The sequence below is a fragment of the Bifidobacterium sp. UTBIF-68 genome, from assembly GCF_006408855.1.
Lineage (GTDB): Bacteria > Actinomycetota > Actinomycetes > Actinomycetales > Bifidobacteriaceae > Bifidobacterium > Bifidobacterium reuteri.
The window spans coordinates 1-15,605 of sequence record NZ_JFAN01000018.1; the positions used below are offsets into that span (position 1 = coordinate 1).

Sequence of the window (15,605 nt, forward strand, 5' to 3'; positions counted from 1 at the left end):
TAAAACTTCTGCTATTGTACTAATTATTTGTGTGAATGTCGATGGAGATGCATCAGTTTTCGATATGCAATCGTAAAATCATGTTATTTTTCTGCTTTTTGCTGCGATTCTTCTGCTATAGCGTTGGTATAGCATAAAAACTTGTGTCATTGTGGACGAAAGTGTGAAGGCGTGATGCTCAAGTCAGCAGCAGCGAAGCCTGCTTCGCCGAACCTTACTGGACAAGTCTGCCCACGTCGTTGATGCCGATGACGTGTCCATGACGTGTGTCGATGGCTTCGCTGCCGCCGTAGACGATGAAGCGGTGCTGTGGGTCGACGCCCATCAGCGGCGCCAGATCCTCGAGATTCTCGAAGGACTTCGGCCGGTATGTGGACGAGGACTTCACTTCGATGGCGTATTGCGGCTGGCCGCCTCGTTCGATGATGAGATCGATCTCCTTCTGGTTGCTGTCTCGCCAGTAAAACAGTTTCGGCTCGCGCCCGATTGCTTGATATCGTTTGATGATTTCCACCACGATGGCATTCTCGTACAGATTCCCGCGGTTCTGGCTGGTGAACAGCTGGTCGGCGGATTCGATGCCGAGCAGATTGGCTGCGAGCCCAGTGTCGTAGAAGTAGAGTTTTGACGCTTTGATGAGTCGTTTCCCATAGTTCTTGTGGTATGGGTGCAGTCGCAGCGTGATAAAGCTTGTCTCCAGAACGGAGAGCCAGTCGCGGGCGGTGTCAGTGCTGATGCCGCAATCGTTGGCGAGGCTTGTTATGTTGAGCACTTCTCCTACGCGGGTGGCGCATAGCGTAAGGAACGTATTGAACTCGGTGATCTTTTTGATGCCAAGTTCGGCCCGTACGTCACGGTCAATATAGGTCTTGATGTAGCTGGGGAAGAAGTCTGCTGGGTCGATGCCTAGGGTCACTGGGCGCGGATAACAGCCTTCGAACAGGAAATCGTCGATGGTGTTCGGCTCGCGATGGGCGGCGGCGAGCTCCGAATACGACAACGGCAGCAGATGAAGTACGGCGACGCGCCCTGCCAGTGATTGGGAGATGCGGTTCATGAGCAGGAAGTTCTGCGAGCCGGACAAGATGTATTGACCGGGGACGTTGTGCTGGTCGATGACGCCTTGCAGATAGGAGAACAGCGCAGGCGTGCGTTGCACCTCATCCAAAATAACGTGGTTGTCGTATCTGGCGAGGAAGGCGCGTGGGTCGTCCAACGCCGCTTCGCGCATGTCCTCATCCTCAAGTGAGACGTATCGGTAGTTCGGGAATGTCGCCCGGACGAGGGTGGATTTGCCGCTTTGCCTTGGTCCAGTCAGGGTGACTGCGGGGAATAGCTCTGCCAGGGATTGGAGTTTGGCGGTTAGTTCGCGTGGAATCATAGGGCTATGTTCTTTCCCTCTTCTTGGGTTTGCCGAATTCTCGAACATATCGGACAAATGTTCGTCGATTTGCATATGTTCTACTCGTTGATTTACATAAAGTATACTCGTCGATTTACATAAGGCCCACTCGTTGATTTGCATGGTTTGGGTGTTGGCTGACGTAGGCGCCTACCCGATTGCTTTCCAATCGTCTTTGTGTGGTGCCGCCGGGTTTGTTTGGCGAAGTCGACTGGCCGGGTGGTGGCCGGGTGGCGTCGCTCGGGTGGCTTGGTGAAGTCGGTTGGGCATGTGGTGGCCGTTTGGCTTTACTGAGTTGGCTGAGCGAAGTCATTTGGCCAGTTGATGTCATGGCGACTTCACTGACAGCGTTCTCAGTGAAGCTGTTTGGGCATATTGTGGCCGTTTGGCGTCGCTGGGCGTTCTCAGTGAAGTAGTTTGGCCAGTGGTTGCCCGGCTGGCTTCGCTGCGTGATGCTGAGTGAAGCCAGACGGGCGCGTAATGGCCATGTCGCTTCGCTGAGGGCATGCTTAGTGTGTCGTGGATGCCTGTCGTGTGCCCCGCAACTGCAATTTCGCCTGTTTTGCACTTGCGGGGCACAGTCTGTTTCGTGCCCACAATGGCGTGGAATCTGAGAATGGCGGATTTCCGCGGTTTTGCTGTTCGTGGTTGTGTCACGCTGGCGCATCCGCGTGCCACACAACTGCAGAAAGCGCGTTTTTGCAATTGCGGGGCACGAACATTGCCATGTTTTACGCCAGTCTGACTCCTTGTTTTGCGCTGGCTACCGGGCCAGTCTGCTCCCGGTTAATCGTGGTTGAGTGCTTACGCCTGCAGGATGTTCGGCTCGAGCAGGAAGTCGTAGACGCTCATGGTGAGGATGCCGTGGTCGTCTCGTGTGGGCTTGATGATATCGCGCACCAGCACGATCTTCTGGAAGCTGTCGTCGACGTCGAGCAACGAGGCCTTTTCCTGCGCGGTCTTCTCCATGTCGGGCAGTTGGTACGCTGATTGGATGTAGTATCGCTGGCTGCCGAGGTTGGCGACGAAATCGATTTCCAGCTGTCTGCGGAAAGGCATGCCGTCGCGGTATCCGCGTTGTTCGACCACGCCCACGTCGACGTTGAACCCGCGCATACGCAACTCGTTGTATACGATGTTCTCCATGATGTGCGTCTGTTCGACTTGGCGGAATCCCAGACGCGCGTTGCGCAATCCCACGTCCTCGAAATAGTACTTTTTCGGACTGCCGATGTACCGACGTCCCTTGACGTTGTAGCGGCATGCCTCCTTGATGACGAAGGCGTCCTCGAGATAGCCGAGGTACTGCGTGATCGTGTTCACGCTGATTGGGGAGTGAAGTACGCTGCTGAACGTCGCCTTGATCTTGGACGGATTGCTCAACGCGCCGATCGAAGAGGCCAGGACGTTCACCAGATCGTCTAGCTCCTGCGATTTACGGAGTCTGTTCCGTGCGACGATGTCTTTGAGATAGGTTTCCGAGAACAAGTTCTCCAAGTACCGTGATTTCTGCTCGTCGGTCCGCATGGACAGGGTGAGTGGCATGCCGCCGAACACCACGTATTCGGCCCAGCCATGCTGGACGTCTCCATCGTATGCCTGCATGAATTCCGCGAACGACAGGGGGCGGACGCGCACCTCGTCTCCGCGGCCGCGGAACTGGGTCTTCACGTCGGTGGAAAGCATCTTCGAATTGCTGCCTGTCACATATACGTCAACGTTACGCATGCGCAGCAGTCCGTTGAGCACCTCGTATAGTTGCGGAGGCTCATCGCCGTGCATCTCCGTGTCGGATATTGCGTACTGCACCTCGTCCAGCAGCACGTAATACTGTTCGTCGCGAGCTGTGATACGCGACGTTATGTATGCGTACAGCCGTTCCGGGTCGCGCAGGTCCGAATACGCCATGTCGTCAAGCACGGCTTCGATGATGTGGTCGTCGTCCACGCCCTTGCCGTGCAAATAATCCTCGAACAGAGTGAACAGCAGGAAGGATTTTCCGCAGCGTCTCGCCCCGGTGATCACCTTGACCAGACCATTGCCCATGCGTGCGATGAGATCGTTGAGATATCTGTCTCGGTGTATCAGCATGAGGTCTTTCCTCTGGTGGATTGGTATGTGCTATTGAATTATTGTTGCATATATGTCAAAGATGTTCAATAGAAAGACAAGTTATTGAAAATAATTGTCATGTATGTCAAAAATATTCAACAGATTGAGTGCGGTGCGCCAAACTGAAAATGCCGGCCAACCGGGCGTGGTGCGGGTGCCTGTTGTGCGCCACGCAAGTGCAATATCGCCTGTTTTGCGTTTGTGGGGCACACGCCTCATATTCACAATTTCTCACAATGGCGGATTTCCGCGGTTTTGCGTGTCTCTGCCCTGCCGCTGTCGGCGCGTTCGCGCGCCACGCAAGTGCAAAAGAGACGATTCTGCGCTTGCGGGACAATCCCTCGTGCCACGTCAGCGCATAATCGCCCATACTGTACCAGCGTGGCGCATAATCGGAGAGCGCGATGACCATGATTGCGACCATATCCAGTCCGAATGGAGATGCGTCGCGGGCGCGGTGCCCCAGCCGTACCTTACTGCTCTTCATTGCGAAAAGCCCCCGCTGGCGGGCGGCGCAGCGAGGGCTTTGTGAGGGCTTTACGCAACAATAAGCGGACGCAGATCAGCTGTTGGCCCCGGAGAACGAGGCGTACACGCTAGACGCCCAGACCATGAACGGATCCTGATCGCCCGTGCCGGTCAGCGGCTGATAGTTCACGTCGGTGTGCAGGCTGTGGGTGCGCGGGTCGTAGGTGATGCGCAGCTCGGTCGGTGCATCCACGCCGTACTTGGCGCATGCCTGAAGATACTGGCTCACCAACGCGCGACCCGAGTCGAAGAACTGGCTGCGTGCCTCGGCGGGCGTGTTCTTCAGCAGGTCGCCGGACGCCACCAGTGCATTGCCGGAGCGGAAGAAGCAGTCCCACGTGGGGGCGCCGTTCTGCACGGCGGCATGCACGTATACGGTCTGGATGGTGCCGTTGCTGATGGCGTCCTGGTTGGGAAGAGACGCGGCAAGGTACGCCATCTGCATCTGCAGCGAGCCGGTCTCCTGCTCAAAAGGGTTGGTGCCGCCTTGTTGCGGAGCGGCGGCAGCGTTCGATGCCGGCGACGGAGCCGGCGCCGCAGTCGTTGGCGGAACCGTGGGGCCGGCCTGTGCATTCAGGGGTGTCGGGGCAGAGGGTTGTGCGTTCTGGGCCTCAGGTGAGGGAATGGGAGCCTGCGGGGCTGCGCCCGGTGCAAACGGAGCCTGAGGTGCGGCGGAAGCTGGCGCGCTGTAGTTTGGTGCTGACGCGTAGCCCGGGGTGGCTGGTGCGGCGTTGGGCGCTGCGGTCGCCGCCGGATAACCTGCAGGGGCGTAGCCCTGCGGTGCCGGGGCGCCTTGCGGAGCGTAGCCGGGCGCACCCGGTGCCGCCTGAGTTGTTGCGTTCTGCGCGGCCTGCTCCTGCGCCTCTTCTTCGTCGGCCTTCTTCTTGGTGTAGAAGTACTGCGCCACGCCGACGACAGCGAGGAGGACGATCCAGACCAGAGCCTGTCCGAGATCATCCGCAAGCACACCAAGGATGAGCAGCAGTACGCAGAGCACGATGATGAAGGGGATCATTTTCTTCGTGCGGCGGAACCTGCCCCGGTAGTTCATCTGCCAGTAGTTCCACGAATTGTTTTTCTTTCCGGCCATCATGACCTCCCTGTCATTGACGCTTAGCTGCTTCGGTGCGTAACCGGTCGCTAAGTTCTGTGCTGCGTCGATTGCCACCACCACAACGCAATTCCACTGTAGAACGAGCGAACGTGAGAATGAAGGAGGACCCGCGGGGTGCTTTGTATGTTCACAGAGTATTCATGCAGTTTGCGCGACTGGCCTGCGTAGCGGCTTCATTCGGGGCGGCGGGCGCTTGTCGGGCGCTTGTTGGGTGTTGTCTGTGGACGACGCATCGACGTATAAGTTGCGGTGTGCGTTGGCTTGGTTTTCCGGCGAAATCCGTTGGATTTCCTACAGTCAACGTTGGCTTCCGCCAGTCAATGAAGCCATTGTCGGAAGCCATTGTCTGCGGACTGCTTCAATACACTGCTTCAATATCCGGTCTGGTGCCGGTTCTGACAGACGTCCGCATGATGGGTGGATGACCATATTGCGCAGTGCATAATCCTTATAATCGTGCCGCTTACGTAGAATGAAGCGCAAAACAACAGGGTGAAGGATGGCGACGCCGGCACGTCCACGTCGACCGCAGCGCGTGTTGCTGTTCGAACGTGCGCAGCCAGCGCGCGCAGCGCATCGGGCACATGTGGCAGCACACACAGCGCGTGCCGCGAGTACCGTACCGGCCCGGGGCGGACGCCTTGCATCGGACGCCTGACCGCTCGACCCAAACCCAAGAGAAGAACGAAGGACAGCAGTGGCTCTCATCGTGCAGAAGTACGGCGGCTCGTCGGTCGCCGATACCGATTCAATCAAGCGCGTGGCCAAGCGCGTTGTTGAAACGGAAAAGAAGGGCAACAGGGTGGCCGTGGTGGTCTCCGCCATGGGCGACACCACCGACGACCTCATCGACCAGGCCCTGAGCATCGACTCCAACCCGCCCGAGCGCGAGATGGACATGCTCATGACCGCCGGCGAACGCATCTCCATGAGCCTGCTCGCCATGGCCATCCACGCCGAAGGCAGCCGCGCCCACTCGTTCACAGGACAGCAGGCAGGCTTCTTCACCGACGCCCGCTATGGCGCGGCCCACATCAAGTCCGTCAAGCCGGATCGCGTGAAGAACGCGCTCGCGCTTGGCGATATCGCGATTGTGGCCGGCTTCCAGGGCATCAACGCCAAGGGCGACGCCACCACGCTCGGCCGCGGCGGCTCCGACACCTCCGCCGTGGCGCTCGCTGTGGCCCTCGGCGCGGACATCTGCGAGATCTACACCGACGTGGACGGCATCTTCACCGCAGACCCGCGCATCGTGCCCGCCGCCCGTCGCATTCCGGCGATCGACTACGAATCCATCCTCGAGATGGCCTCCTGTGGCTCCAAGGTGCTGGCGCTGCGCTGCGTGGAATACGCCCAGCGTTTCAAGATGCCGTTGCATGTGCGCTCCTCCTTCTCGCATCGTCCGGGCACGCTGGTGGTGCCCGACGGAGTGGACCCGCGCACGCTGCCCAACCTCGACTGACCGTCGACTGACCGTCGGCCGGTCGCGCGCCGGCACACATTCATCGCAACACACGTAAACTCAACCAAGACAAGGCAATAGACATGACTGAAGAAGAAGCAAAATCCATGGGCGACCTGTTCCCCGATCTCGGTCCTGAGGCCCCGGTGATCTCCGGCATCGCCCACGACCGTTCCGAAGCGCTGGCCACCGTGCGCGGCGTGCCGAACGAACCGGGCATGGCCGCCAAGGTGTTCACCGAGCTCGCCACCGCGGGCGTGAACGTGGACATGATCGTGCAGGCCGGCGCGTCCGTGGGCACCGCCGACATCTCCTTCACCGTTCCCGAGGCGTCGGTCAAGCAGGTGGAGAACACGCTGATCGACAAGCAGGACGACCTCGGCTATCACTCCTTCGACATCAACACCAACGTCGGCAAGGTGGCCGTGGTGGGCGTCGGCATGAAGACCCACTCCGGTCTGGCCGCCAAGTTCTTCCGCGCGCTGAGCGACAAGGGCATCAACGTGCTGATGATCTCCACCTCAGAGATCCGTATTGCCGCTCTGGTGCCGCTCGACCAGCTCAACGAAGCCGTCAAGGCACTGCACACCGCCTACGGTCTGGACGCCAAGCAGATCGAAGCCGTGGTCTACGGCGGTACGGGTCGCTGAACGCGGCCGGTACCGCTGCTGTGGCGACCGCCGCGGTAGCAGTCGCGGCGGCCGCGGCCGAGTCCAGCGGGCCAAGCGCCACAGGGCGCTGAGCCTCAGACGCTGGGCCGTGCTGTGTCCACCTGTTTGTCTGCCTCGCAACGGTCCAACGACCGGAAGCGGCTCTGAGCCCAGTCGGATTCAGCCCATTAGCGCCTAAGTCGGGTGCCGGTCTGAATTGATGTCTCAATCGATGCCGGTCTCCATCGATATTAAGGAATAGCCAGAATGCCCTCCCTGTGGAGGGCATTCTGCGTTACAAGGGGCTGATTTCAGCATCCCGGAACATCTATTTGTGTTACGAGGGGCTGGCCCCGAAAGTAGAGGCCATTCATAATGGCGGAATGACGGTCGGAATGAGCCGAAAACAGGTTGTATCTTCCGAACGCAGCCCCTCGTAACGCAGATAGATCTTCCGGAAAGTGGAAATCAGCCCCTGCTAAGCGAGAAAGCCCTCCATTAGAGGGCTTTCCGCGTTCAATGTAGTTGATTTCGGCTTTTGCGGCGGCTTCTCAGAGAGGTATCTGCGTTCAATGAGGTACATTTGACTCTTTGCGGAAAGCTATCTGCCTTGAGTGAGGTATCCCAACCACGAAACCCCGAGTATGAACGCCGATATCGCAACGTTTGTACTCGGGGTTTCACGTATTTGGTACCTCACTGAACGTAGATAGCTGTCCGGAATGCAGCGAATCTACCTCATTGAACGCAGATAGCCCGCCACTCTTCCACGAAAGGACTCAGTAGTCGGGCAGACTTGCGTGTTGCCTGACTGGCGCCGACCGTTCTACAGCCTTATGCGCCGTGAGAGTCCCCGCAACACATTTGTAGGGGTACGGCGCGGATGCGTCTCGGTGACCGTACGCTGCTGTCTGCCCAGCATACGTTTACCGAGATAATGGTGAGATGACGGCTGCTGTGGCCTCCTCTGGTCCCCTTTTTGGCTACTTCTTCGTGATGTAGCCCAGGGCCTTGAGCATTTCGGCGCATTCGAGTGCATCGCCCGCGGTGCCACGCAGCGTGTTGTGGGCCAGCCCCACGGAACAAGTTCTCTAAATCTTCAGAGTCCCTTAACCATAGATATCGGGGATTGGCGCTTCTATTGCATTGATATTCATCGTCAAGCATTCCTTAATTCAGGATACATATGCTTTGCTGCGTCAGCATTATGCTACAAGGTACATGATTGACACTAATACGAGGTTGTATGTATATGCTGGTTAATCACAAGTTTACGCGACGCCGTATTGTGAGCTGTTGTACGTTGATGCTTGTCGTTATGAGTTTTTGTTGGGGGTGTGGGCCGGCCGAAGGCGTCGCCCCGATGGATGTAGCCGAACTGCCGACTGCGCTTGATGGTACAGAAAGCAAGGCGCTTATTCTGCAGACGGTGCTGCGCCAAGAAAAGGGGCAAATCGAATCGCAGACGAAGTGGGAGGACCTTGCAGCCAGAGGTGCCCCATATGATTGGTCGTCTCGCACCATGATTACGTGCAAGGATGGTGCGGTGGCGAGCTTGACTGTGACCAAATATCCGTCTCAGGAAGCTGCGGTTGGAGTAATAGAAAGCATGGAAGAGCTTGCTGCTCGCGGAACATATGTGGCTAACCCAAGATCCGGAGTTGTGAAGAACAAGAGGCGCTCGCAGGCTGCAGAAGAAGTTGTTGGCAAACAGATTCATTATGACGAGTGCGAGGATTCGCCCCTCGATTGTTCCACTTGTACCGTCAATGGCGTCGCGTCTGCATGCGACGTTGACATATGGAGCAACAAGACAGTCGTATTCACATTAGTCAGTGCAGGGGCGTCACTACATGACTTCGCATGGTGATTAGGCGTTGATGATTTCCGGCCTGAGCAATAATGATGCTTTCCGTCCGAGACAATCAGGAGTCGCAACACCTTTGCAGAGGCGGGGTGCGGATGCGTCTCGGTAAACGTACGCTGACTTCTGCTTAGCGTACGTTTACCGGGGTAATGGTGAGGTGACGGCTGCTCGGGCCGCCGCTTGGCTACTTCTTGGTGATGTAGCCCAGGGCCTTGAGCATTTCGGCGCATTCGAGCGCACCGCCCGCGGCACCGCGCAGAGTGTTGTGGGCCAGCCCCACGAACTTCCAGTCGAAGATGGAGTCCTCGCGCAGGCGGCCGATTGAGACGCCCATGCCGCCCTCGTAGTCCACGTCCAGCTTGACCTGCGGGCGGTCGTCTTCGGTCAGGTACTGGATGAAGTGCTTCGGAGCGTGCGGCAGACCGAGACGAGCGGCCTCGGACGTGTAGTTCACCAGTCGGTCGATGAGCTCTTCCTTGGTGGCTTTCTTGCCGAAGTTCAAGAACACGGTGGCGGTATGGCCGTTGAGCACGGGCACGCGGATGCACTGCGAGGTGATCTTCAGCGGGCCGTCGAACGGCACGATTTCGCCGCGCTCGGCGTCCACATGGCCGAACACCTTGAGCGGCTCCTTCTCGCTCTTGGCCTCCTCGCCGGAGATGAACGGGATGATGTTGCCCACCATCTCGGGCCAGTCCTTGAACGTCTTGCCCGCGCCGGAGATGGCCTGGTACGTGCTCACCACCACCTCGTGCGGCTCGAATTCCTTCCACGCGGCCAGCGCCGGCGTGTACGCTTGGATCGAGCAGTTCGGCTTGACGGCGATGAATCCGCGCGTGGTGCCCAGGCGACGACGCTGATGCTCGATCACCGCGAAGTGCTCCGGGTTGATCTCCGGCACCACCATCGGCACGTCCGGCGTCCAGCGGTGCGCGCTGTTGTTCGACACCACCGGCGTCTCGGTCTTCGCGTACCGCTCCTCGATGGCGCGGATCTGCTCCTTCGGCATGTTTACGGCGGAGAACATGAAGTCCACGTCGGCGGCCACCTTCTCGGCGTCGTCGCCGTCCACGACCACCATGTGCTTGGCGTATTCGGGCATCGGCGTTTCCATCTTCCACCGGTCGCCCACGGCCTCCTCGTACGTCTTGCCGGCGCTATGCGCGGAAGCGGCGAGGGTGACCACCTCGAACCACGGGTGGTTTTCCAGCAACGTGACGAATCGCTGGCCCACCATACCGGTGGCGCCAAGAATGCCGACCTTCAATTTCTCGGACATGATACCTTCTGCTTCTCGCTTGAGTTCGATTAAGGAAACGTGTGCTATTACCTCTGTGCTTGGTCATGCACGACGGCCGCGCGCAGATGGAGATAATTGTACGGAGACCGGCTGCCCAAGGCGCTGCGTTTCCCATATGATGACGGGCGATGAGGGGCTGCGGTGGGCAATGGCGGCATGCCATGGCGCTGCCGCACTTGTGCCTCACGATAATCAGATACAAGTGACGGTCCCGAAACTGTTACGCCACGTTGCTAGGCTGGAGGCATGTCTATCGCATCAGTAGAAGCGCAGAAACAGCTTGACCGCATCGTGGCCCTTGGCTACCCGGATGTGGCGGACATGTCCGCCGCCGCATTCCGCGCGCTGGCCCGTCCGCTGATCGGCGCGCTTGAGCATTCCGACTTGGGCTCGAACATTCTCCTGGTGCCTACGCGCGAGCTGGTTTCGCCCGAATCCCTGATTGCCCGAACCTCCATCAACCGCATGGCCGGCTTCACCACGATGCCCCCGCGCGACATCGCCAGCTTCCTGCCCGTCAGTGGCTTCACCCCGCCCGAAGGCCCGTTCTATCTGGTAGTCGACCCGCATACCGGCACGTGCTACATCAACCGCGAGCCGGATGTGGCCCGCAAACTGCTGGATTCCGACGACCGCCTGCCGCTCACACTCGAGGAGGGGCTCGCCATCGCCACCCAGCATCCGGAATGGCTGATGGTCAAGAACGGCTTCAATCTGCTGGGCTCGCGCTCGGCGGACGGCCGCGTGCCGAGCATCTGGATGAGCCAGAACGCGCCACGCCTCGGTGCCGTTTGGCCGAACTCGCGCCATACGTGGCTCGGCAACGCCTACTGCGCCGCCCGACGCGGCATCAGCCTGTTCCGCTGATTTTCCGGTGTGACTGTCCTGCACCCGTCTGGGCCCTCCTTTGGGTCTTCCTTTGGGCTTTCCTCCTCCCTTCCTCCCCACCGTGTAGGGATTTGCCCACAGTGTAGGGATTTGCCCACCATGTAGGGAACTTCCCACAGTGTAAGGAGCAAAAACGGCTTTATTCCGCCGATGTGTAGGTTTTGTGTCCCTACACGATGGGGGATTCCCTACATGATGGGGAGATTCCCTACACGGTGGGGCTGCCTCCCCACCGTGGGCTGCCTCCCCAGACGGGTTCTAGTGATCGTTGCGACACCTGACCGACCGGCGGGAGGATCAAGTGGGCATGCGGGAAGGGATTGCGCGCAGCAGGCGCAGCAGGCACGTCGAGCCCGGCCGCCTGCGGAATTGAACGGCGTCGGAAAAGCCTGTGCCATTCCTGTGAACGAGGCAGCGGTGGCCGCATCCGCCCGCCTACACTGAAGAATCATGACGAACAGCTTGCGATTCCGCGAAGACGGCAGCTTCCGCGTGCTGCAGATGGCCGACGTCCAGGACGGCCCCGACGTGCTTCCCGACACCATCCGCCTCATCCGCGAGGCCATCCGCAAAGCCGACCCCGATCTCGTGGTGTTCACCGGCGATCAGATCCGTGGCTACGACCCCGCCTATATCGACACCTTCCTGCGCCGTCGCGGCGAGCAGCCAGGTGCCCGCGTGCGCGCGGTGACCAAGGTGGAGGCAAGGATTTGCGGCATCAGACAGCATTCCACTAAGGACGCCGAGCATACTGATGCGCCCGGTATCGACGAGCTCATGGACGAGACGCGCGCCAAGGTCCGCCGCACATTCGACGGCTTCCTCGGCCCGGTGGTCGAAGCGAAAGTCCCGTTCGCCGCCACCTATGGCAACCACGATTTCCAGTGCGGCATCCTGGCCGACGAACAGGATGACATCTACCGCGAGTTCCCCGGATGCCTCAACCCGGCCGACAGCCTCGAACCGGGCACGTTCGCCCTGCCCATCGAGTCCTCGGACGGCTCCGGTCGCGTGGCCATGAGCGTCATGATGGTCAACTCCGGCGACTACGCCACCGAGTCGGGCGAGCCCGGTGCTCCTAAGGAGCGCGACGCCCAATACCCCGCATATGTGGCCAATTCCCGCGGCCTCGACCTTGCGGATTCCGACGGCTATGGCACCCCCACGCCCGAGGCCATCGGCTGGCTCAAGTCCGTGCAGGTCGAGCTCGGCCGCCGCAACGGCGACGGCAAGCCGGTGCCGGCCATCGCCTTCCAGCACATCCCGCCGCAGGAGTTCTACGACTGCCTCAAGGAGGTGCCCGCCTGGACGCCGAACGCCGTGGAAGGTGCGCGCACCCACGCCGGCCACTGCTATGTGCTCAATCATGAGGTCTGCCGTCCGGGCTCCCGGCTGGGCGAGGCCATCGGCTGCGCGGACGAGAACGTGGGCGAGGTGGACGCCATGCGCGAGGCGGGCGGCTATTTCGCGCTGTTCTGCGGGCACGATCACAAGAACGCGTTCGTTGGCCACGTGCACGGCCTCGACCTGGGCTACGCGCCCACGTGCGGCTTTGAATGCTATGGTCCCAAGTCGCGCTATCGCGGCATCCGCCTGTTCGAGTTCCATGAGAACAATCCGGCCGGCTATGTGACGCGCATGCTCACTTGGGGCGACCTGGTTGGACGCTATTCCAGCAACGAGGTGCGTGTCTGGTTCGAGGACCACTGCGTGACCGATGCGGTCAGCATGCGCAACGAGCTGCGCCGTCCGGAGGTGTTCGCCGTGCTCGCCGGCGCGATGAGCCTTGGATTCGCCGCCATCGTGCGCTCGCTGCTCAGAGGCGCCCGCCGGTAATTCGCCGGCCCGGTCCGCGCGGCCGCCGCTCGCCCCGCCACAATACGGCATTTCCGCAGCCGTTGCCCGAGCTGGCCTGTAGGATGTTACATGCGTATTAACAGATGCGCATGGCTCTAGACAAGCGGTGCAAACCCGGTTTCGACTCCGGTCGCGGGCTGACATCAGCTGACATCAGCCGGCACTGGCCGTACGGGCCATATGGGTGGAGTGAATCCCATAGCGGACCGCACAGGTGGCACAGTGTAATGCCGGTGTCAACACTGTTGGCGTCAGCAGTGCCAGTGCTATGCCCGAGCGTGCGCACAACCCAAGAAAAGGAGGAACAATGGGTCAGGATCAATCATCTGTCTTTGATCTCGCAGCCGTCGCTGCGGCATCCAATGGGGGGAACAACGACCCGCTGCTGCCTCCGGCACGATTCATCGGCGATCCGCAGAAGCCCAGCCGCATGCCGTACAACAAGTACGTGGCCTATGACAAGCAGATTCCGTTTGATTACCCGGAGCGCACGTGGCCGGGCAAGCGACTGCAGCGCGCGCCGCGCTGGTGCTCCGTCGACCTTCGCGATGGCAATCAGGCCCTCGTCAACCCGATGGATTCCGAACGCAAGCTGCGCTTCTGGAACCTGCTGGTCTCCATGGGATTCAAGGAGATCGAGGTGGGCTTCCCGTCCGCTTCCGAGACCGATTTCGACTTCATCCGCATGCTCATCGAGCGTGAGCTGATTCCGGACGACGTGACCATCGTCGTGCTCACGCAGTGCCGCGAGCACCTGATCCGTCGCACCTATGAGGCGCTCAAGGGCGCCAAGCGCGCTATCGTGCACTTCTACAACTCCGTGTCCGTGCTGCAGCGCGAGGTCGTCTTCCGCAAGAACAGGGAAGAGATCAAGAAGCTCGCCACCGACGCCGCCGAACTGTGCAAAGACCTCGAATCCGAGGCCAAGGGCATCGACCTGTACTACGAGTACAGCCCCGAATCCTTCACCGGCACCGAGCCGGAGTACGCGGTCGAGGTGTGCAACGCGGTGATCGGCGTGATCAAGCCGACGCCCGAGCACCCGATGATCATCAACCTGCCGGCCACCGTGGAAATGACCACGCCGAACGTGTTCGCCGACGAAGTTGAGTACGTCTCCACCCATCTCGACGACCGTGACGCCGTGGTGCTGTCCCTCCACCCGCACAACGACGAGGGCATGGGCGTGGCCGCCACCGAGCTGGCCGTGCTCGCCGGCGCCGACCGTGTGGAAGGCTGCCTGCTGGGCAACGGCGAGCGTACCGGCAACGTGGACCTGGTCACGCTGGGCCTCAACTGGCTGACCCAGGGCATCGACCCGCAGCTCGACCTGTCCAATGTGCCCGAAATTCGCAAGACCGTCGAGTACTGCAACCAGATCAAGATCTCTGAACGTCACCCGTACGCCGGCAACTTCGTGTTCACTGCCTTCTCCGGCTCCCATCAGGACGCCATCAAGAAGGGCCTCGAAGCCCGTCAGGTGGCCGCCGACCGCGCCGGCGCCGACCTCAGCAGCTTCGTCTGGCTGGTACCGTACCTGCCGATCGACCCGAAGGACATCGGCCGCTCCTATGAGGCCATCATCCGCGTCAACTCCCAGTCCGGCAAGGGCGGCATGGCCTACCTGCTCAAGACCAACCACAACCTCGACCTGCCCAAGCGTCTGCAGGTGGAGTTCGACAAGGTCGTGCAGAAGTACGCGGACGACACCAAGAAGGAAGTCAAGGACGAGGACATCTGGCGTCTGTTCAAGGACGAGTACCTGCCGGTCGAGCAGTCCGGCATGACCGCCGCCGGCGTGGTCGTCGGCGACACGCATGACACATCTCTCGAGCCGTGGGGCCGTCTGAAGCTGCTGAAGGTGGCCATCAGCTCCGGCGAGGACGGTTCGGACACCGTGCTCAAGGCTCGCCTGCTCGACCGTGGCGTGAACGTGGGCGTCGACGAGCCGGTGGAGCGCGAGGTCTCCGGCATCGGCAACGGTCCGATCGCCGCCTTCCTCAACGCCATCTCCAACTTCGGCGTGGACGCCTCCATCATGGACTATGTGGAGCACACGATGTCCGTGGGCACCAACGCCATGGCCGCGTCCTACGTGGAATGCCAGGTCGGCGAGGCCGATGATGCGCAGATCGTCTGGGGTGTGGGCATCGACTCCTCCATCACCACCAGCGCGTTGAAGGCCATCATCTCCGCCGTCAACCGCTCCAACCGCGCCCGCTGAGGCTGCAAAGCCCTCCGGCTGTTGCGTGCGTTCTGGCTCCCCTTGTCAGGACAGCACCGTAAAGCAAACAGCGGAGCTGTTTGTAGGTGCTGTGCGAGCCGACAGGCGAGCCAGAAGACTGAGCGTGCAGCGCGTCCGTACGGCTATGGCCCCCTCTGATGAGGGGGCTGTCAGCGTAGCTGACTGGGGGAGAGACCAAAT

At 60.3% G+C, this 15,605-nt stretch carries 10 protein-coding genes; 6 read left to right on the forward strand and 4 right to left on the reverse strand.

The annotated features are described in order from the left end of the window. Positions 1-214: 214 nt before the first annotated feature. The 3 genes from BW14_RS06025 to BW14_RS06035 all read right to left on the reverse strand — a co-directional run bounded on the left by BW14_RS06025 (position 215) and on the right by BW14_RS06035 (position 5,135). A complete protein-coding gene (locus tag BW14_RS06025; RefSeq protein WP_181162099.1) occupies positions 215-1,381 on the reverse strand; it encodes an ATP-binding protein in 1,167 nt (388 codons plus the stop codon). A gap of 825 nt (positions 1,382-2,206) precedes the next feature. Continuing rightward, positions 2,207-3,493 carry an ATP-binding protein gene (locus BW14_RS06030; RefSeq protein WP_140489614.1) on the reverse strand — a complete coding sequence of 429 codons (1,287 nt, stop codon included), beginning with the start codon at positions 3,491-3,493 and terminating at the stop codon, positions 2,207-2,209. A gap of 583 nt (positions 3,494-4,076) precedes the next feature. Next, positions 4,077-5,135, reverse strand: coding sequence for a hypothetical protein (locus BW14_RS06035; protein WP_140489616.1), 1,059 nt, complete (start codon positions 5,133-5,135; stop codon positions 4,077-4,079). Positions 5,136-5,853: 718 nt separating this feature from the next. On the opposite strand from BW14_RS06035, the gene BW14_RS06040 reads away from it, so the two are divergent. The 3 genes from BW14_RS06040 to BW14_RS06050 all read left to right on the forward strand — a co-directional run bounded on the left by BW14_RS06040 (position 5,854) and on the right by BW14_RS06050 (position 9,138). Next, the gene (locus BW14_RS06040) at positions 5,854-6,618 is read left to right on the forward strand and encodes an aspartate kinase (protein WP_140489618.1); all 765 of its coding nucleotides are present in this window, start codon (positions 5,854-5,856) and stop codon (positions 6,616-6,618) included. A gap of 83 nt (positions 6,619-6,701) precedes the next feature. Then, on the forward strand, positions 6,702-7,268 hold the full coding sequence (locus BW14_RS06045; RefSeq protein WP_044089770.1) for an ACT domain-containing protein: 567 nt from the start codon (positions 6,702-6,704) through the stop codon (positions 7,266-7,268). A 1,363-nt stretch (positions 7,269-8,631) separates the two neighbouring features. Further along, positions 8,632-9,138, forward strand: coding sequence for a hypothetical protein (locus BW14_RS06050; protein WP_044089771.1), 507 nt, complete (start codon positions 8,632-8,634; stop codon positions 9,136-9,138). 181 nt (positions 9,139-9,319) lie between these two features. On the opposite strand, the gene asd is transcribed toward BW14_RS06050, so the two are convergent. Further along, on the reverse strand, positions 9,320-10,414 hold the full coding sequence (asd, locus tag BW14_RS06055) for an aspartate-semialdehyde dehydrogenase (protein WP_044089772.1): 1,095 nt from the start codon (positions 10,412-10,414) through the stop codon (positions 9,320-9,322). Positions 10,415-10,681: 267 nt separating this feature from the next. Here asd and BW14_RS06060 point away from each other — a divergent pair, with 267 nt between their 5' ends. From BW14_RS06060 to leuA, 3 genes are all read left to right on the forward strand, one after another. Then, positions 10,682-11,302 carry a DUF5701 family protein gene (locus tag BW14_RS06060; protein WP_044089775.1) on the forward strand — a complete coding sequence of 207 codons (621 nt, stop codon included), beginning with the start codon at positions 10,682-10,684 and terminating at the stop codon, positions 11,300-11,302. Between the two features lie 471 nt (positions 11,303-11,773). Next, positions 11,774-13,159 (forward strand): metallophosphoesterase family protein, encoded by a 1,386-nt coding sequence (locus BW14_RS06065; protein WP_181162315.1) that lies wholly within the window; start codon positions 11,774-11,776, stop codon positions 13,157-13,159. A 328-nt stretch (positions 13,160-13,487) separates the two neighbouring features. Beyond that, positions 13,488-15,404, forward strand: a complete 1,917-nt coding sequence (gene leuA, locus BW14_RS06070) for a 2-isopropylmalate synthase (RefSeq protein WP_140489620.1) — start codon at positions 13,488-13,490, stop codon at positions 15,402-15,404. Positions 15,405-15,605: the final 201 nt, after the last annotated feature.

Bases quoted from the DNA above. Each gene is read 5' to 3' on its own strand.
- BW14_RS06025 (WP_181162099.1), bottom strand. From the start codon at position 1,381: ATGATTCCACGCGAACTAACCGCCAAACTCCAATCCCTGGCAGAGCTA.
- leuA (WP_140489620.1), top strand. From the start codon at position 13,488: ATGGGTCAGGATCAATCATCTGTCTTTGATCTCGCAGCCGTCGCTGCG.
- BW14_RS06035 (WP_140489616.1), bottom strand. From the start codon at position 5,135: ATGATGGCCGGAAAGAAAAACAATTCGTGGAACTACTGGCAGATGAAC.
- BW14_RS06060 (WP_044089775.1), top strand. From the start codon at position 10,682: ATGTCTATCGCATCAGTAGAAGCGCAGAAACAGCTTGACCGCATCGTG.
- BW14_RS06030 (WP_140489614.1), bottom strand. From the start codon at position 3,493: ATGCTGATACACCGAGACAGATATCTCAACGATCTCATCGCACGCATG.
- BW14_RS06045 (WP_044089770.1), top strand. From the start codon at position 6,702: ATGACTGAAGAAGAAGCAAAATCCATGGGCGACCTGTTCCCCGATCTC.
- BW14_RS06050 (WP_044089771.1), top strand. From the start codon at position 8,632: ATGGATGTAGCCGAACTGCCGACTGCGCTTGATGGTACAGAAAGCAAG.
- BW14_RS06065 (WP_181162315.1), top strand. From the start codon at position 11,774: ATGACGAACAGCTTGCGATTCCGCGAAGACGGCAGCTTCCGCGTGCTG.
- asd (WP_044089772.1), bottom strand. From the start codon at position 10,414: ATGTCCGAGAAATTGAAGGTCGGCATTCTTGGCGCCACCGGTATGGTG.